The organism is Citrobacter sp. MGH103 (assembly GCF_001034475.2).
GTDB classification, from domain to species: Bacteria; Pseudomonadota; Gammaproteobacteria; order Enterobacterales; family Enterobacteriaceae; genus Citrobacter; species Citrobacter freundii.
In genome coordinates, this window is sequence record NZ_CP073043.1 from 4311241 (window position 1) to 4327958 (window position 16718).

General features: G+C 54.7%; 17 protein-coding genes and 1 pseudogene. 2 read left to right on the forward strand and 16 right to left on the reverse strand.

Annotation, left to right across the window (positions count from 1 at the left end):
• Positions 1-22: 22 nt before the first annotated feature.
• From SK33_RS20825 to pmbA, 11 genes are all read right to left on the reverse strand, one after another.
• Positions 23-1936 (reverse strand): BglG family transcription antiterminator, encoded by a 1914-nt coding sequence (locus SK33_RS20825; protein ID WP_003839574.1) that lies wholly within the window; start codon positions 1934-1936, stop codon positions 23-25.
• A gap of 21 nt (positions 1937-1957) precedes the next feature.
• The gene (gene dagF, locus SK33_RS20830; protein WP_003025772.1) at positions 1958-2698 is read right to left on the reverse strand and encodes a 2-dehydro-3-deoxy-phosphogluconate aldolase; all 741 of its coding nucleotides are present in this window, start codon (positions 2696-2698) and stop codon (positions 1958-1960) included.
• Positions 2695-3813: a DgaE family pyridoxal phosphate-dependent ammonia lyase gene (locus SK33_RS20835; protein WP_048219848.1), complete on the reverse strand. Its 1119-nt coding sequence runs from the start codon at positions 3811-3813 to the stop codon at positions 2695-2697. The genes dagF and SK33_RS20835 overlap by 4 nt, the downstream gene beginning before the upstream one ends.
• Positions 3797-4930 (reverse strand): amidohydrolase/deacetylase family metallohydrolase, encoded by a 1134-nt coding sequence (locus SK33_RS20840; RefSeq protein WP_048219849.1) that lies wholly within the window; start codon positions 4928-4930, stop codon positions 3797-3799. The genes SK33_RS20835 and SK33_RS20840 overlap by 17 nt, the downstream gene beginning before the upstream one ends.
• 58 nt (positions 4931-4988) lie before the next feature.
• Positions 4989-5633 carry a DUF4310 family protein gene (locus SK33_RS20845; protein ID WP_003830379.1) on the reverse strand — a complete coding sequence of 215 codons (645 nt, stop codon included), beginning with the start codon at positions 5631-5633 and terminating at the stop codon, positions 4989-4991.
• A gap of 11 nt (positions 5634-5644) precedes the next feature.
• Positions 5645-6421, reverse strand: a complete 777-nt coding sequence (locus SK33_RS20850; RefSeq protein WP_003025764.1) for a DUF4311 domain-containing protein — start codon at positions 6419-6421, stop codon at positions 5645-5647.
• Positions 6422-6443: 22 nt separating this feature from the next.
• Positions 6444-6743, reverse strand: a complete 300-nt coding sequence (locus SK33_RS20855; RefSeq protein WP_003025762.1) for a DUF4312 family protein — start codon at positions 6741-6743, stop codon at positions 6444-6446.
• Positions 6744-6745: 2 nt separating this feature from the next.
• Positions 6746-7108, reverse strand: a complete 363-nt coding sequence (locus tag SK33_RS20860; RefSeq protein WP_003830384.1) for an SFCGS family glycine-rich protein — start codon at positions 7106-7108, stop codon at positions 6746-6748.
• Positions 7109-7118: 10 nt separating this feature from the next.
• Positions 7119-7427: a glycine dehydrogenase gene (locus SK33_RS20865; protein ID WP_003025758.1), complete on the reverse strand. Its 309-nt coding sequence runs from the start codon at positions 7425-7427 to the stop codon at positions 7119-7121.
• A gap of 332 nt (positions 7428-7759) precedes the next feature.
• Complete coding sequence (gene cybC, locus SK33_RS20870) at positions 7760-8146, reverse strand: cytochrome b562 (RefSeq protein WP_003025756.1); 387 nt, start codon at positions 8144-8146, stop codon at positions 7760-7762.
• A gap of 46 nt (positions 8147-8192) precedes the next feature.
• Positions 8193-9545 carry a metalloprotease PmbA gene (gene pmbA, locus SK33_RS20875; RefSeq protein ID WP_032937740.1) on the reverse strand — a complete coding sequence of 451 codons (1353 nt, stop codon included), beginning with the start codon at positions 9543-9545 and terminating at the stop codon, positions 8193-8195.
• 95 nt (positions 9546-9640) lie between these two features.
• Here pmbA and yjgA point away from each other — a divergent pair, with 95 nt between their 5' ends.
• Positions 9641-10192 (forward strand): ribosome biogenesis factor YjgA, encoded by a 552-nt coding sequence (yjgA, locus tag SK33_RS20880; protein ID WP_003025750.1) that lies wholly within the window; start codon positions 9641-9643, stop codon positions 10190-10192.
• 37 nt (positions 10193-10229) lie between these two features.
• Here the strand turns inward: yjgA and SK33_RS20885 are convergent.
• Both SK33_RS20885 and mpl read right to left on the reverse strand, forming a co-directional pair.
• A pseudogene (locus SK33_RS20885) lies at positions 10230-10754 on the reverse strand (GNAT family N-acetyltransferase).
• A gap of 69 nt (positions 10755-10823) precedes the next feature.
• Positions 10824-12203, reverse strand: a complete 1380-nt coding sequence (gene mpl / locus SK33_RS20890; RefSeq protein WP_003839563.1) for a UDP-N-acetylmuramate:L-alanyl-gamma-D-glutamyl-meso-diaminopimelate ligase — start codon at positions 12201-12203, stop codon at positions 10824-10826.
• A gap of 175 nt (positions 12204-12378) precedes the next feature.
• On the opposite strand from mpl, the gene fbp reads away from it, so the two are divergent.
• On the forward strand, positions 12379-13377 hold the full coding sequence (gene fbp, locus SK33_RS20895) for a class 1 fructose-bisphosphatase (RefSeq protein ID WP_003025742.1): 999 nt from the start codon (positions 12379-12381) through the stop codon (positions 13375-13377).
• 114 nt (positions 13378-13491) lie between these two features.
• Here fbp and SK33_RS20900 read toward each other — a convergent pair whose 3' ends face one another.
• The 3 genes from SK33_RS20900 to ytfT all read right to left on the reverse strand — a co-directional run bounded on the left by SK33_RS20900 (position 13492) and on the right by ytfT (position 16718).
• Positions 13492-14604: a methyl-accepting chemotaxis protein gene (locus SK33_RS20900; RefSeq protein WP_075262495.1), complete on the reverse strand. Its 1113-nt coding sequence runs from the start codon at positions 14602-14604 to the stop codon at positions 13492-13494.
• 103 nt (positions 14605-14707) lie between these two features.
• Positions 14708-15709 (reverse strand): galactofuranose ABC transporter, permease protein YjfF, encoded by a 1002-nt coding sequence (gene yjfF / locus SK33_RS20905; RefSeq protein ID WP_003025736.1) that lies wholly within the window; start codon positions 15707-15709, stop codon positions 14708-14710.
• Entirely contained in the window at positions 15696-16718 is a 1023-nt protein-coding gene (gene ytfT / locus SK33_RS20910; RefSeq protein ID WP_008323019.1) for a galactofuranose ABC transporter, ATP-binding protein YtfT, read from the reverse strand. The genes yjfF and ytfT overlap by 14 nt, the downstream gene beginning before the upstream one ends.

The window sequence follows — 16718 nt, forward strand, 5'->3', positions numbered from 1 at the left end:
TTAATATTCTGTTTTCTGCCTCTCAAAAACGACTGACACACTCCATGGCGACCGTTTTGAACTCGGTGAAATTCCGGCATGCGCAGAGCCGCGTCATAGCGCGTTCACGCAGGAAGGTGACGAAAATATCGTAGATCGCCATCGCTTCTTCGTACTCGCTTTTACTGATGGCGAGCAGGAAGATCACGTGCGCGGTTTCATCGCCCCAGGCAATACCCTGCGGGGCGAGGATAGTGTAGACCACCGTTTTCTTGGCCAGCAGACCGAGGGCGTGCGGCAGGGCAATGCTGTCACCCAGCATGGTGCTGACGATGGCCTCACGCTCAACCACTGAATCAAGGAACTCCGCGTCGACAAAACCTTCATCCTGCAACTGACGGCATAAGGTTTTGAACAACGTTTGTTGATCCATTGGCTCGTCAATTACACGAAAATGGGCGGCATCGAAGAATTTGTTCAACATCCACGGGCGGGTTCTGTCCACCAGCACCAGTTTGCCAATTTGCTCGAGTTGATAATCGGTCGGAAACGGCGCAATCATCGCTACGGGCTTATCTTTTTCACCGATCCGCGCGGTAGAGATAACAAAATCTTCGCTAATGCTTTCCCGCTGTTCGTAGTCACGCAGCGTCACGGTATCGACGATCTCTATCTGCGGATACTTACGCGCCAGCACCGCTTCAATCATCCGCGCCATCGCATTTCCGGCATCGCATACCAGCAGAACCTTCGGCTGTCTCTGGTAACCGATGTTGTAACTACGCTCCAGCCCGACGCCAATATGCAGCACGAGGAAGCCGATCTCATTTTCACTGATGGTGTACGGCGTATATTTTCCCCATCCCGAGACGGCGGCCAGCGTCATGTCCCACGCCATGGGATAGTGCTGTTTAATATTTTCCAGCAGCGGATTGGGGATCATTATCTGGTAACGCACGCGGGTGATCATCGTCTTAATATGCGTCAGCAGGTCAGCATGTAACTGTTTGTCATTCAACAGGTTGTAGTTGTACTGGGTGTTGATAAAACGCAGGATGTAATTGACCAACGCTTCGTCATCATCCGCATTGATAGCACTGGGCGCGATCTCTTGTACCTGGCGGGCAGCAATATGCACCTGTAGCCAGTTTTCTTCGGAAACGGAAAGCGGTTTGTCTGCCAGGCGGTGCAGTACCGCCGCGATTTCCCGCGTGGCCAGGCACACCGATTGATCGGCCTCTTCTGCGGCAAAATCCGGGAGTGGATACCCTTCGCTAATCCGCCGTACCGCCACCGCGCAGTACAAGCGTAAAAACAGCTCGCCCTCATCGGTCAGACGAATATGAAAACGAGCGAAAATATCCTGTAAAACGGGCTGTAGCTGCTCAGGGATCCCGGCATTAAGCGCCTCCTGCATCACTAATGGGTGCTGCGGATCCTGCTGTGCCAGCGTCCACAGCAGATCGGTCAAACAGGCGCGAATCGCCATTTCGCTGCCGAACAGTTTCATGCCGTGACGGGGACGCGTTTCCAGCGTCAGATGATAACGTTGCAGATGCTCGCGCACCTCAGCCATATCGTTTTGCAGCGTCGCGCGGCTGATAAACCATTCATCAGCCAAATCTTCCAGCTTTAGCGAGAAAGCCGACGTCAGAAAACGCACCACCAGCCAGTGTATCCGTTCCTGGCTGGTTCGAGGGATGCGTAGCAACGCGTTGGGCTGCTGCGTTTGCAGGGTGTTATAACTTGCCGGGTCGTCAATTTTGAGCTGATAACCGTTACCCCGGCTGAGGACAAACTGTGCGCCGTACTGGGTGAGCAGCGCGTTTAGCGCGGTGATATCCGCCCGTACGGTGCGTGTGGAAACCGACAACCGCTGCGCCAGCTCGTCCTGTGGAAGCGCTTCGTTTTGCAACATGTCAAACAGCTGTGCTAAACGTTGGTTGGGGAATCGCACGTCAGTTTCCTCATCAGTCAGTTAGCCTACGCAGGCCCGGGTCATCGCCATCAGCTGGCGTACGTCATCCGGACGAGTGTTACCACTCACCTTATCAATAATCGAACTATAGATGTGAGGAATGATTTTACTCACTCCGGCATCGAGGGCAATCTGCAGGATTTCAGTGAAATTATCCAGATCGATACCGCCGGTTGGCTCCAGCCAGAAGTCATGCCGGGCGCAGGCCTGCGCTACGGCAATGTACTCTTCACGGCATTTCAGGCCGCCCATCGGGAAATATTTAATCGAGCTACCGCCCATATCTTTGAGCAGCGCAATCGCGGTTTCTACCGGCACAATACCGTCCGGCGTCTGGCTGCTCAGCGGACCGGTGGAGATTTTCACCCTGCCCGGCATGCCGGTTGGCGAGACCAGACCGTTGACTACTGTATCCTGCTGGCCCAGCAGCGCGCGACTGGTGGCCACACCGGTAAAGACCTGATTAACATGCTGCGGCTGTACCTGACGGGAAATTTCACTGACCATCGCCGACTGGTTAGGATCGCCCGCCCCCAGCCCCACGGAGAGCGCATTGTCGATAAGCGCTGCGTATTCACGCATATCCGCTACTGCGCTTGCGACATCCGGGTAATTTTTTGACAACACACCAACCAGCACATGTCCTTCCGCCGCCGCGTAAATATCCCGCGCATTTTCTTTGGAGCCTGCCAGCACGTTCAGGCAGACGCGGTCGCGATAAAAGTTAGGGGTCAGTTTCATACTTCTTTCTCCTGCGAAATCACTTCACCAATTCGACGGGCCACAATCTCCAGCTGCGCACGATCGACGCTGCGCACATCGGCTTCGATAATGCCTTCGTTGGCTTTGTAACCACGGAAGTAAATCGCGTACTCGCCTTGTTTCAGGGCTTCAACCAGTTCGCCCGTGGCGATCCCGGTTACCGCTTCATCAAACTTAATTTCCGTGCGTGCGATGTCGCGCCCTGCGCTATCCCACACCACGCGGGCGCTCACGCCATTAAGCTGGTTCAACGCATTAATGAACGGCGTCATTTTCTCGACCATCTCCGCGCCACTCTCTTTCTGCGCGTTCAGATACAGTTCGATGGCGCAGGTTAGGCCAAGAATTCCCTCTTTCCCCACCTTCATCGCCCGGCCAATTCCCGCCGTCTGGCGTTTCACCCACTCAACGTACTGGGTTTTACCTATCACCAGACCGCTGGTTGGTCCTTCAATCGCCTTCGCGCCGCTATAAATAACCAGATCTGCGCCAACCCGGTAGTAGCACTGCAAATCTTCTTCCGCCGCCGCGTCCACGATCAGCGGCAGGTTATGCGTACGCGCCACCACCGCAGCCTGCTCCACGCTGAGCATACTTTTCTGGACGCAGTGGTGAGATTTGATATACAGAATGGCCGCCGTACGCGGTGTAATGGCCGCAGCCAGCTGCGCCGCGGAACATTCGTTGGCATAACCGGCTTCCACTAACTTACCGCCGCCAAGCGCCACCATGGTACCCACCGGAGCGCCAAAGTTGACGTTGTGGCCTCTGGGCAGCACGATTTCGTTGTTCTCGATGGGCGTGACGTGCAGGTTCTCCAGCAGCCAGTCGCTGTCTTTAACCAATACGCCAGCCACCGACAGGGCGATCCCCGCCGAGGCGCAGGAGACAACGGTTGCCCCTTCCACTTCCAGCAATTTCGCGATGTAGTCGCCGGTTTTATTCACCAGGTCTTTCATCTCAAAGTATTGATTCATCCCGGCCATCGCGGCTTCAACCACTTCTGGTCGCGGCGTGGAAACGCCAAGCGCCGTCATGCGGCCGGAGGTATTAATCACCTGTTTTAAATCGTATTTCTCAAAAATCGAAGGCATGTTCCGCGCTCCCTTGTTCGGTCATATAGCCCTTGCCCGCACGTATTGCGGCAAGCGGCACCAGCAGTTGTTCAGCCTGCAGGCTGTCGTTTTCTGCATCTACCAGCACGGTTGGCTGGCGCTTAAGCGTAAAGAGGGTTAAATCAGCATCCAGACCGACCTGCAGTCGCCCCTTCTGTTTCAGGCGCAGGCCGTCGGCAGCATTGGCGGTAACGCACTCAATAACCTGCGGAAGCGACATCCCAATGGCGAGAAATTTCGACATCACATTCGCCAGAGAATGCACCGGGCCGCTGATACGGTTGCGACAGTAAATATCGGAACTGATGGTGTGTGGCAAAATCCCCAGTTCAATAGCGCGTTTTGCCACCGCAAAGCTCAGGCTGGCGGTGCCATGCCCAACGTCCAGACGCACGCCGCGTGAAATCGCCCGCGTCACTGACGCCCGCAACTCGCCTTGCGGCGTCAGAATGCGGTTCGGCTTACCGTTGTAGCAGTGGGTAATGATGTCACCCGCGCTCAGGCGCTCGGCGATCTCATCCAGGTCCGGCGGGTTGTTGCCGATGTGCACCATCAGCGGCAGGTCGCCGTTCTCTTTTTGCATCGCTTTGGCGCGATCCAGCGGCGTGATGCCATTTTCACCGACTACGCTGCTACTCATACGTGCCTTCAGACCGACGATAAAATCAGGGTGGCGTTTCACCGCCTCTCGCACCGCATCAGCGTCAATATTGGCCATGTTGGCCAGCTCGTTCTGGGCGATAAGCCCAACGCGAGAGATATTCAGCATCGCATACACCTCGGTGGCAGCTTCCCGGGTCAGGGTGTAAAAATCGTCGATGTCATCCGACCCGGTACTGCCCGCATCCACCACAGTAGTGACGCCAGTCGCAATACCGACGCTATCCGGCTGGTCGTGGTAAATCGGGGATTTCGGGTAGCAATGAACGTGGGAGTCAATCCAGCCTGCGCTGACGTAGCACTCGCCGCCCAGCTCAATGGTTTTCAGCGCCGAGCCATCAACGTCGCCCAACGCCGCGATCTTGCCGTCTTTGAGCGCAATATCGCTCACCGTATCGTCAACGAGGCGCGCACGGCGCAGGAGTAAATCAAACATCGCTCTCTCCTATGCCGGATGGCGGCGTAACCGCCTTATCCGGCCTGCAAATCAACAGTTAGCTAATGGCAATCGGGAAGATGGACCCGAGGATCATTGCTCCAAGGATCGCCCCGCCGGTAATCGGTTTTTGCCACAGATAAAACAGCAGCGCCCCCGCCAGAGAACCGATTCCGATAGGAATAGAAGCCGTCATCGCGCTGAGGATAATCAACGGTCCGAGGAAGCGGCCGGAGGCGTTACCGGCCCCCATCATGACGTCCGCACCGTAGGTTGAGTCGCTCTGGTTGATGGTGAACTTACGCGCCAGAATGATGATGTAGCCAATCGCTAAACCAATCACCAGACCAGTGACCAGCGAGGCGGCGAAGTTGGCGACCGGGAAGATAATGCCCGCGCCCAGTAGCAGCGCCGGAACGCCTAACCCAACCCCGGTCTGAATCGCCCCGCCGATATCCAGAATCCCCACCAGCGAACCTTCAATGATGCGGGCAAACAGGAAACTTGCGCCAAATGCCGCCACCGCCCCATAGGAGCCGGTATCCATTCCAGCTTTCAGCATCGCCACAAAAGCCACTTCGTTAAATGCGCCAATACCGTACAGGTAGTACATGTGCGTTCCGGCAAATACGCCGGATGAGAGCAGGCCCACGAAGATCGGGAACGACCAGTCAGCGAACCAAAAACCTTTATTCTGTTCCATGATGACCTCCGTTATTTGCCGCTGAGCGAGTTGTGGATAAGTTCGAGCCAGTTAGGCACGGTCAGATGGAAGGATTCGATCATCTTCATATCGAAACCGCGGAAGAAGCCGCTCAGAACAAACAGCGCGACGATAGCTACCATCATCACTTTCGTGACGTGGTTCCAGCCGCTTTCTTCAACACCTTTGCCGATCAGAATGCCGAGCACCAGCCCCGGAACGGCGTTGCCCATGATCAGCTGCGCCGCGCCGCCAAAAACGGTGGCCCAGAAGCCGGATTTCTTACCGGCGTCGATCGCCGCCAGCCAGAAGATCACCGGCATCACGGTGTTAACCAGCAGGTTAGCCGCTGGCACCAGCACCTTGACGGCGGTAACCTGCAGCGCTTCCGGTACGGATGACGCAGTGAGGTTCAGGAAGGTCACCACGATCATCCCGATAACGCCGCAGGCAATTGCCATGCGCTTAGGATCGTGCAGCGTTTCACCGACGTTGCGATTTTTAATCATCAGCGCGGCGGCACCCCAGTTGGGGATGATGCGATGGTCGACGTCCTGAGTGAACGCCCCCGCCGCAACGGAGGAAGCCCAGGCGTTAAAGAAGAAGCCCAGACCGAACGAGAAGTGAGAAGCCGGATCCCCTTCGCAGGAATTCAGTTCTCCAAGAGTACGAAACGCGCCCATCCCTTGAGTGGTAGGCGCATGAAACATGCGTGCAGCCCCAGCGCCGACACCAACGCCAACCAACGCGCCGATGATGAGCGATTTTATTAATATTATCAGGAACATAATTATGCCTTTTAATAGAAAATCAGCGTTGCGTAACGAAATCCACCTTGTCGAGATTGATGGCAGTCACGTTGACGGTCACGTCCAGCTCCACGCTGAAAGTGCGTCTTTCCCGGCGCAAAAAGAGGAATAAAAACGCCTCTTTACGCACCGATTCACGCGCTTGAACAACCTGCACATCCTGTGGCTCAATACGCAGTAAGATATGCGGCGACGCTTTCATCACCGCAGCCTGAACGTGGTTCAGGGCATCGGCAAAGGCGCGAGCTTTGGTCTCGCCCTTACCCGTGACTCTCACCGTGGTGGTGAATTGCTCTTTCATGCTTAAGCGCCGTGTTTCTTTTGCCAGGCCTGCACCAGGCGCTCGCCGAGCTCTTCTTTGTCCATAAAGCCGAATCCCAGTACGTTGCACCCTTCGTTGATGGCGGTTACCCCTTCATCGACCGAACGCATGCCGTATTTCGCTTTGTAGCCGTATTTGGTCTGCGCAGTAATCGCACCCGCACCACCGCTGCCGCAAAACGAGATACCAAAGGTGGCGTTTTCCGCCTTCATCACGTCACCCAGCTTCATATCTGCTGCAACGCCCGGCACCACAACGGCACGGCCACCCGCTTTCTCTACGCCTGCCGCCACTTTCTGGCCTTTACCCAGACGATCGCCAATCACTACGGTAATCTGTTCCATCTTTTTCTCCTTAAAGGTTGTCTTTCGCGACTTCAAAGTGCACCGACAGCAGCCAGGCCTCTTCCTCAGGAAGATTGCCAAACTCGGCGACCACGTCGCGGGCAAGCGCCATTGACTCGGCAGATATTTCATCAAACAAGCTGGCATCGACTTCTGGTAAGGGTTCACCCGTTACCGAGCGGTGCGCCATGGCGCGAACATGCGACGTCAGCATCTGTTCCTGTACGGCGTTGGGAATAATGTTGCGTTCACGCAGCAAGGCATACACCTGCGCCAGCATGCGGTCGGCCAGTTCCACCGATTCCCCCATGTCATTCATTACAGCTCCGTTATTCACTCGTCTTACCCCGTTAATGTCTCTGAGGGTAAATTAGCGACGGAGGTTATAAGTTTGTAGCGAGTTGTTTTCCACTTCGAAGTGGAAAGGTGTGCAGCGATAGTGATCTGTGCCGCAAAAAGGGCTGGAACCACGATTTATCACCGGAAGAATGTGATTGAGATCGCAAGAGTGGGCCGCAAAATGGAAGGAAGTGCGAACAATGAATGGACGATAAAAATGAAAAAATGTGATGGGGATAGCGTTTACTTATGGGGCGTGCAGTAGCGGGGGATTTTATCCGGCCTACGGGTATGCAGGCCGGGTAGCGCAGATTAGCGGAACTTCTTGTGGTTTTCGTTGCGCGTGGTTTTCAGCTCTTCCGCAACGGCTTTCGCCTCTTTAACTTTACCTTCGTTCGCCAGCTTCAGCGCGCCGTCAATCTGGCCGATCAGCGTGTCAAAGCCGTGGCGGAAATCTTTCATCTCCGGGCTGTCCGGGGATTTGTTTTCCAGCTTCGGCGGCGTACCTTTTTGCGCGTCCAGCGCGGCTGCACGCATTTTGGTTAACGCGTCTTTCAGTTCAGTCGCATTATCCGTTTTTTCGACAATTTTCAGGTTGTCGTTGAGGATCCCCATGTCATCTTCGAGATCGGCTGCAAACGCAGAAGAACCAAGAACCAGCGTTGAAGCCGCGACGATCGCTAACAGGTGTTTACGCATTGCTCACTTCCTTTTTTATTATTAAAAATTAACGCCTTAACGAGTATTACTGCCCGGCGATTTTCATCTCCGGTAACAATACCGAACCACATTGGATATTACTGCGCGTTTCAATATCGTTCCCCACGGTCACAATATTGCGCCACATCTCTTTTAAGTTACCGGCGATGGTAATTTCGCTCACCGGATACTGAATTTCACCATTTTCGACCCAGAAGCCCGCCGCGCCGCGCGAGTAATCGCCGGTAATGCCGCTTACGCCCTGTCCCATCAGCTCGGTAACCACAAGACCTGTGCCCATCTCTTTGAGCAACTGCTCGAAGCTTAGACCTTGTCCCGGAATTCGCCAGTTGTGGATCCCGCCCGCATGCCCAGTGCTCTTCAGGCCCAGCTTACGTGCGGAATAGTTAGTCAACAGCCATTGAGTCAGCACGCCTTCTTTAATGATGTCACGGCGTTCAGTCCGTACCCCTTCGCTGTCGAACGGCGACGACGCCAGTCCCTTCAGCAGGTGCGGATGTTCTTCAATAGTCAGCCATTCCGGCAGAATTTGTTTGCCCAGCGAATCCAGCAGGAAGGTGGATTTGCGGTACACAGAACCGCCGGCGATCGCGCCGACCAGGTGTCCGAACAGTCCGGTCGCCACTTCGTTGGCGAAAATCACCGGCGCTTTCATGGTGGACAGCTTACGCGGAGACAGGCGTGATAAGGTACGGCGAGCACAGTCAGCCCCCACCCACTCCGGCGTTTGCAGATCGCCCATCGCCCGGCCAATGGTGTAGGCGTAATCACGCTCCATATCACCATTTTCTTCCGCGATCACGCAGCTGGAAAGGGAATGACGCGTGGAGCAGTAGCCCTGCAGCATGCCGTGGCTGTTACCAAACACTTTGATGCCATAGTGGCTGTTAAAGCTGCCGCCTTCGGTATTGGTGATACGCTTATCAGCCTGCAGCGCCGCCTGTTCAGCACGAGCGGCCAGTTCGATGGCTTCATCAGGGGAAACTTCCGCCGGGTGGAACAGGTCCAGATCGGGCGCATCAAAGGCCAGCAGTTCTTTATCTGCCACGCCTGCGCACGGATCCGGCGAAGTGTAACGTGCAATGTCCAGCGCAGCCTGCACGGTGCGTGCAATCGCCTGCGGGCTTAAATCGGTGGACGATGCGCTGCCCTTACGGTTCTGGTGGTAAACCGTAATCCCCAGTGCACCATCGCTATTGAATTCGACGTTCTCCACTTCACCATAACGGGTGCTGACGCTAATACCCGTGGTCTTGCTCACAGCGACTTCCGCGCCATCCGACTTACCTGACGCTAATTCCAGTGCCGTCGAGACTGCTTCTTCCAGAATCTTACGCTGCGCTTCAACTTGTGAGATTACTTTCATCGCAAATGCCATAATGTAGAGAGAGTTTCTCTGAAGTCTAACAGAGAACCGTTTTTCAGTGCGCATCTTAACTGGTAACATTAGCCTCTTTTTTTAAGGAGCCTGAAATGACAAAGCAGCCCGAAGACTGGCTCGACGACGTTCCCGGTGATGACATCGAAGACGAAGACGATGAAATTATCTGGGTCAGTAAAAGTGAAATTAAACGCGATGCCGAGGAGTTAAAACGCCTGGGTGCGGAACTGGTTGATCTGGGGAAAAACGCGCTGGATAAGATCCCGCTCGATGCGGATTTACGTGCCGCCATTGAGCTGGCCCAGCGTATTAAGATGGAAGGGCGTCGCCGCCAGCTGCAGTTGATTGGCAAAATGTTGCGCCAGCGCGATGTTGATCCTATCCGTCAGGCGCTGGATAAGCTGAAAAATCGTCACAACCAGCAGGTCGTTGTCTTCCATAAGCTGGAGCAACTGCGTGACCGTATGGTTGACGGTAGCGATGAAGCCATCGAAGAAGTGATGAATCTGTGGCCTGACGCCGACCGCCAGCAACTGCGTTCGCTGGTGCGTAACGCCAGGAAAGAAAAAGCGGGCAACAAGCCGCCAAAATCTTCCCGCCAGATCTTCCAGTATCTGCGTGAACTGGCGGAAAACGAGGCGTAATTCCGCAAAGGATGCCCCATCCCTTGGGGCACCACCTTTACAACGCCATCACATGATGGCGCAAATCCTCATTAAAGCGCTGGTAGCATTCTGCATCTATTGCGTGCGGATAGCTCAGCACAATCAGTTCATGGTCAGCAATCCCCTGATGATACGCCGGATGCGTATGCGGTCATTCATTCGCACAAAACCCCATCGACTCATAAAAGCGTAAACGTTTATTAGCGATATCCGTTGTTAACGGATCAATCTCCAGAATCGTCATCGGAGAACGGGTGAGAATAGTGTGTAACACCTTTTTGCCATAGCCTTGCGAACGTAGCGCGCCATCAATCGCCAGATGCTCGATATACATATATTCGCCGAAATCCCAGCAACCGCTGAGCCCCACAAATGTCGTACCGTCAAACCACGCTTCCAGCGCATAGTGCGGGTTACTTAACGCCAACTGTTTCGCTGGCATTTCCCGCTGCTCATGCCAGGGAAACGACTGAGCGTAAAGCGCATCCAACGGGAGAAAAAGTGCCGAGGTGGTAGACGCTATTTTTTCGCGAGTGAGCATAGTTAATACCGTTGTAGACAATCACGACCCTGCCAGAAAAACGTTATGCCTGTACCGCCTGGCGTTATTTTACTCTTCCGCTTCTGCCTGAGCTTTCTTCGCCAGGCCATCCAGCAGTTTTTGATGAATACCACCAAATCCGCCGTTGCTCATCACCAGAATGTGATCGCCTGGCTGCGCGGTTTTCACCACCATATCTGCCAGGGCATCCACATCGCCACTCCAGTGTGCCGGCTGAACGCAGGCTTCAGCGACTTCGGCTACCTGCCACGGAATATGCGGAGGTTGCAGCAGGAACACTTCGTCCGCACGGCCTAGCGACGGCGCCAGATCGTCTTTGCACAGGCCCATTTTCATGGTGTTCGAGCGAGGTTCCAGCACTGCGATGATGCGCGCCGTACCGCCCACTTTACCGCGCAACGCCGCAAGCGTTGCCAGAATGGCCGTCGGGTGATGGGCAAAATCGTCATACACCGTCACACCATTGGCTTCACCGCGCAGCTCAAGACGACGACGGGCGTTAATGAATGAACCGAGCGCATTAGCTGCATCTGCAGGCACGACACCCACATGGCGCGCAGCCGCAATCGCCATCAGACCGTTATGCATATTGTGCTCGCCCACCAGGCCCCACTTCACTTCGCCGACTTTTTCACCGTCCAGCCATACTTCCCACTCAGAAGCATCGGTGGTCAGTTTTTTCGCCTGCCAGTGACCTTGTTCGCCCACCAGCTCTTGTTCGCTCCAGCAGCCCATCGCCATCGTTTGTTTCAGATTGATGTCGTTTTCCGGGTAGATGATGCGTCCCTGGCCCGGCACGATACGCACCAGGTGATGGAACTGTTTCTGGATCGCTTTCAAATCGTCAAAGATGTCCGCGTGATCGAACTCAAGGTTGTTGAGGATCAGCGTACGCGGGCAGTAATGCACGAATTTAGAACGCTTGTCGAAGAACGCGCAGTCGTACTCATCCGCTTCAATCACGAAGAAGTCGCTTTCGCCCAGACGCGCAGAAACCTCGAAGTTACCCGGTACGCCGCCGATCACAAAGCCAGGCTTATAGCCGCAGGCTTCGAGGATCCAGGTCGCCATTCCGGCGGTGGTGGTTTTGCCGTGCGTACCCGCAACCGCCAGTACCCAGCGGTCGCGCAATACAAAGTCATGTAGCCACTGCGGGCCAGACATGTACGGAATGTTCTTCTCGAGAACCGCTTCCACGCACGGATTACCACGGGTCATGGCATTGCCGATGATCACTAAGTCCGGCTGCGGGTCGAGCTGGCTGGCATCGTAACCCTGAATCAGATCAATGCCTTGCTTCTCAAGTAAGGTACTCATCGGCGGATACACATTGGCGTCCGAACCGGTTACTTCATGACCGAGCGAGCGCGCCAGCATCGCCAGACCGCCCATGAAAGTGCCACAAATTCCCAAAATATGAATGCGCATACGTCACTATCCTTTTTTAATCTGGGGGCCATTTTACGCACATGTCCGGCAAGTGAGAAACGCATTTCAGGATATTCCGCAGTTTGCTGGCGCGATTCACCTAAGCGCAACAATGGAAATATTTGTTAATATTGTTGCGGTCGCTTTACTCCACATAAATTGCAGGGAAAGTGTTATGAAAACGTTAGGTGAATTTATTGTCGAAAAGCAGCACGAGTTTTCTCATGCTACCGGTGAACTCACTGCTTTGTTGTCGGCAATAAAGCTGGGCGCCAAGATCATCCACCGCGATATCAACAAGGCCGGTCTGGTCGATATCCTGGGTGCCAGCGGTGCTGAGAACGTGCAGGGAGAGGTTCAGCAAAAACTCGATCTGTTCGCGAACGAAAAACTGAAAGCTGCACTGAAGGCGCGCGACATTGTGGCGGGCATTGCCTCGGAAGAAGAAGATGAAATCGTCGTCTTTGAAGGCTGTGAACACGCTAAATACGTTGTGCTAATGGATCCGCTGGATGGCTCATCCAACATCGATGTTAACGTCTCTGTCGGTACGATTTTCTCTATTTACCGCCGCGTAACCCCAGTCGGCACACCGGTCACGGAAGAGGATTTCCTGCAACCGGGCAACAAGCAGGTTGCTGCAGGTTACGTGGTTTATGGTTCTTCCACCATGCTGGTGTACACCACCGGCTGTGGCGTGCACGCCTTCACCTACGATCCTTCTCTGGGCGTATTCTGCCTCAGCCAGGAACGTATGCGCTTCCCGGCGAAAGGCAGCACGTACTCCATTAACGAAGGTAACTACATCAAATTCCCGAACGGCGTGAAGAAGTACATTAAATTCTGCCAGGAAGAAGATAAGTCAACCCAGCGCCCGTACACCTCGCGCTACATTGGCTCTCTGGTTGCCGACTTCCATCGCAATCTGCTGAAAGGCGGGATCTACCTGTACCCAAGCACTGCCAGCCACCCGGAAGGGAAACTGCGTCTGCTGTATGAATGCAACCCAATGGCCCTGCTGGCCGAGCAAGCGGGCGGCAAGGCGAGCGACGGTAAAAATCGTATTCTGGATATCATCCCGGAAAGCCTGCACCAGCGCCGCTCCTTCTTCGTGGGTAACGACCATATGGTTGAAGATGTAGAACGCTTTATCCGCGAGTTCCCGGACGCGTAAGCGCAACATCCGGCCTACAGCACGTTGCAGGCCGGATAAGCGAAGTGCCATCCGGCACAATACGGTGATATTGCCGGATGGCGGCGTAAACGCCTTTATCCGGCCTACGCATGGTTAGGCTGTCTGTAGCTTAAATACGGCCATTGCTTCGATTAGCGCTGAAGACTGTTCTTCCAGCGAGCGGGTAGCCGCTGACGACTGCTGTACCAGCGCCGCATTTTGCTGCGCCGTTTCATCCATCTGAATCACCGCAATATTCACCTGCTCTATGCCGCGACTCTGTTCCTGGGACGCACTGGCAATTTCACGCATCAGTTTGGTCATGCGCATGACTTCATTGGCAATCTCATCCATGGTTTCGCCCGCCTGCTGCGCCAGTTCGCTGCCTTCCCCTACGTGGGTGTGCGAATCGCTGATTAACGTGCGGATCTCTTTGGCCGCCTCGGCGCTGCGGCTGGCCAGATTACGTACTTCACCTGCAACAACCGCAAAGCCCCGCCCCTGCTCACCGGCGCGCGCCGCTTCAACGGAAGCGTTGAGCGCCAGGATATTGGTCTGGAAAGCAATACCGTCGATTACGCTGAGGATGTCGGCGATTCGGCTGGAGCTGCCGGAAATATCGCGCATTTTCTCGATCACATAGCACACCATTTCGCTACCGCGATCGGCGGTATCCGACACCGATTTTGCCAGTTGGTGAGCCTGTTCCGCGTTCTGCGCATTCTGTTTCACCGTCGCCGTGAGTTCTTCCATGCTGGCGGCGGTCTGCTCCAGTGAAGTGGCTGTCGATTCAGTGCGTTGCGCCAGATGCTGGTTCCCGGCCGTCAGTTCACGACTGCCAATATCAATTTGCGAACTGGCATCGCGTACGCGTTGTACCGAGTCGCCCAGCGCATGGCGCATGTCATCCATTGCCGCGTTCAGGCGGTTGAATTCAGCGCTGGCCGACAGCGTGGTAACCGGTGATAAATCCCCCGTCGCCAGACGTTCCAGTTGCTCAACCATATTATCCAGCGGTTTGAGAAACTTATTTCGCAGCATAAACCAAATAACCGCCAGCAATGCGATAGCAGCCAACATCGCAGCGCTCATAATACCGTGATAAATCAATGATTTAATGACACGCGTAGAGGCATATAGCCCCATACCACCGGTCAGTAACAGAAGGAAAGTCAGCAAAGACAATAACACCAACAAACTTGATCGAATTGAAAGGGATTTTGGCATCGTTATATTTCCGGTTGTAGGGTTAAAACAGACCTGTACAGAACCTATCGACTACAACCGGAAAAAGTTTAGGTATTTAAATGTTTTGTGCAAAATCAGGATGTTACTTTGGTGTTGCCGCCGTACCCACTCGGGTAACCGGCGAGCTTTGACGATTTTCCCAAAGCACCGTCAGACCGCGTTGTAACGCTATAAAAATAAACAATAAAATGCCAATCGCGATCTTCGTCCACCAGGAACTTAATGTGCCATCAAAATTAATGTAGGTCTGGATTAACCCCTGAATGGCGACGCCAAACAACGTACCCAACACCGTTCCCACGCCGCCGCTTAGCAGCGTTCCGCCAATCACCACTGAGGCAATCGCATCCAGCTCAACGCCAACGCCCGCCAGCGCATAACCCGCTTGGGTGTAAATGGAAAACACAATGCCGGCAAGCGTCGCCAGCCCGGTAGACAGCATATAAATGCGGATCGTTGTGCTGCGAGTAGAAATGCCCATCAGGTTAGCAGAGGTGGCGTTGCCGCCAATGGCGTAAACCTGATTACCAAAGCGCGTACGGTGCGCAAGGAAGATGCCAATCACCACCACGCCCAGCATTAACAACCCCATCGCGCTCAGGCGACCGCCGCCAGGAATTTTCCATGCCAGACTGGAGAGCGTGTCATAAATCGGATGGTTAATTGGGATCGACTCTTCAGAGACCAGATAGCTGACGCCGCGCAGGAAGAACATTCCCGCCAGAGTGATAATAAATGCCGGGATCTTCAGCGCATCAATCAGTAACCCCATAAATGCGCCAAACGCGCAGCCCATCAGCAAAATCAGGGGGAACGCCAGCAGCGGGGAAATACCCCAATAGCCAATGGCCTTCGCCAAAAATACGCCGGTAAACGCGATCACCGAGCCAACGGAAAGGTCGATCCCGCCAGAGAGGATCACGAAGGTCATGCCCACGGCGATAATCCCTAAAAAAGCGTTATCAGTCAGGATATTGCAAATCACCCGGGTGGAAGCAAAAGCTGGAAACTGCGTCAGGCAGTAAAGGTAGCCCAGCACAAACACGCCGAGGGTGATCATCAGCGGTAAATTACGTTTTATCATGACCACGCACTCCTTTTATCAGGCTGATAAAGCGTTGTGACTGCACGACCAGCACACACAACACCACCACGGCTTTGACCACCTGATTCAGTTCCGGCTGGAAGCCCGACAGCAAAATCCCGGTGTTCATGCCCTGAATAATCAACGCGCCTACCACCGACAGCAGCAGGTTAAAGCGCCCGCCCATTAGCGAGCCACCACCGATGACTACCGCCAGGATGGCATCCAGTTCCAGCCATAATCCGGCGTTATTGGCGTCTGCCCCGCGGATATCCGCCGTGACGATAATGCCAGCGATAGCCGCGCACAGGCCGCTCAGCACATAGGTGAGCATCACGATAATGCGGGTGTTCACCCCAGCGTTTTTTGCCGCACGAATGTTGATACCCACCGCTTCGATAAACATACCCAGCGCCGTTTTCCGCGTCAGCAGCCAGAACACCACCAGCGTGAGCAGTGCAATAATTACCGGCGTAGGGAACAGTAAGAGCGAGCCGCTACCAAACCACGACAGCTCGGGCGAGTTGAAAGTGACGATTTGCCCGGAAGTGATAAGCTGCGCCACTCCACGCCCGGCCACCATCAGGATTAGCGTGGCGACAAACGGTTGGATCTTGAGTATGGCCACCAGAATTCCATTCCACAGTCCAGCCAGAATGCCGGAACCTAAGGCGGCAAGCAGCACCACCGGTAGACTGTGCCCGGCCACCGTCATCGCCGCAGTAGTGGCGCCAGCAATAGCCATGACGGCCCCCACGGAAAGGTCGATGCCGCCGGTGGCAATCACCAGCGTCATACCAATCGCCAACAGCGCCACGGGAGCGGCGCGGTTGAGAATATCAATCGGGCTACCAAACAGCCGACCATCCTGCAAAATCACCTGGTAGAAGTGCGGGGCGACCAGGCTATCCACCAGCAGCACCAGCAGTAACGCCACCAGTTGTGGCATCCCCTTTGGCCAACGGAACCGCCGTTTAGGCGGATTGGATTGAGGGAGAGATTGAGGCAT

Excerpts from the sequence above, each read along its gene's own strand:
- SK33_RS20865 (WP_003025758.1), bottom strand. The coding sequence starts at position 7,427 with ATGAATGACATGGGGGAATCGGTGGAACTGGCCGACCGCATGCTGGCG.
- SK33_RS20860 (WP_003830384.1), bottom strand. The coding sequence starts at position 7,108 with ATGGAACAGATTACCGTAGTGATTGGCGATCGTCTGGGTAAAGGCCAG.
- fbp (WP_003025742.1), top strand. The coding sequence starts at position 12,379 with ATGAAAACGTTAGGTGAATTTATTGTCGAAAAGCAGCACGAGTTTTCT.
- SK33_RS20855 (WP_003025762.1), bottom strand. The coding sequence starts at position 6,743 with ATGAAAGAGCAATTCACCACCACGGTGAGAGTCACGGGTAAGGGCGAG.
- SK33_RS20835 (WP_048219848.1), bottom strand. The coding sequence starts at position 3,813 with ATGCCTTCGATTTTTGAGAAATACGATTTAAAACAGGTGATTAATACC.
- yjfF (WP_003025736.1), bottom strand. The coding sequence starts at position 15,709 with ATGATAAAACGTAATTTACCGCTGATGATCACCCTCGGCGTGTTTGTG.
- mpl (WP_003839563.1), bottom strand. The coding sequence starts at position 12,203 with ATGCGCATTCATATTTTGGGAATTTGTGGCACTTTCATGGGCGGTCTG.
- pmbA (WP_032937740.1), bottom strand. The coding sequence starts at position 9,545 with ATGGCATTTGCGATGAAAGTAATCTCACAAGTTGAAGCGCAGCGTAAG.
- ytfT (WP_008323019.1), bottom strand. The coding sequence starts at position 16,718 with ATGCCTCAATCTCTCCCTCAATCCAATCCGCCTAAACGGCGGTTCCGT.
- SK33_RS20845 (WP_003830379.1), bottom strand. The coding sequence starts at position 5,633 with ATGGAACAGAATAAAGGTTTTTGGTTCGCTGACTGGTCGTTCCCGATC.
- SK33_RS20850 (WP_003025764.1), bottom strand. The coding sequence starts at position 6,421 with ATGTTCCTGATAATATTAATAAAATCGCTCATCATCGGCGCGTTGGTT.
- SK33_RS20840 (WP_048219849.1), bottom strand. The coding sequence starts at position 4,930 with ATGTTTGATTTACTCCTGCGCCGTGCGCGCCTCGTTGACGATACGGTG.
- yjgA (WP_003025750.1), top strand. The coding sequence starts at position 9,641 with ATGACAAAGCAGCCCGAAGACTGGCTCGACGACGTTCCCGGTGATGAC.
- dagF (WP_003025772.1), bottom strand. The coding sequence starts at position 2,698 with ATGAAACTGACCCCTAACTTTTATCGCGACCGCGTCTGCCTGAACGTG.
- cybC (WP_003025756.1), bottom strand. The coding sequence starts at position 8,146 with ATGCGTAAACACCTGTTAGCGATCGTCGCGGCTTCAACGCTGGTTCTT.
- SK33_RS20900 (WP_075262495.1), bottom strand. The coding sequence starts at position 14,604 with ATGCCAAAATCCCTTTCAATTCGATCAAGTTTGTTGGTGTTATTGTCT.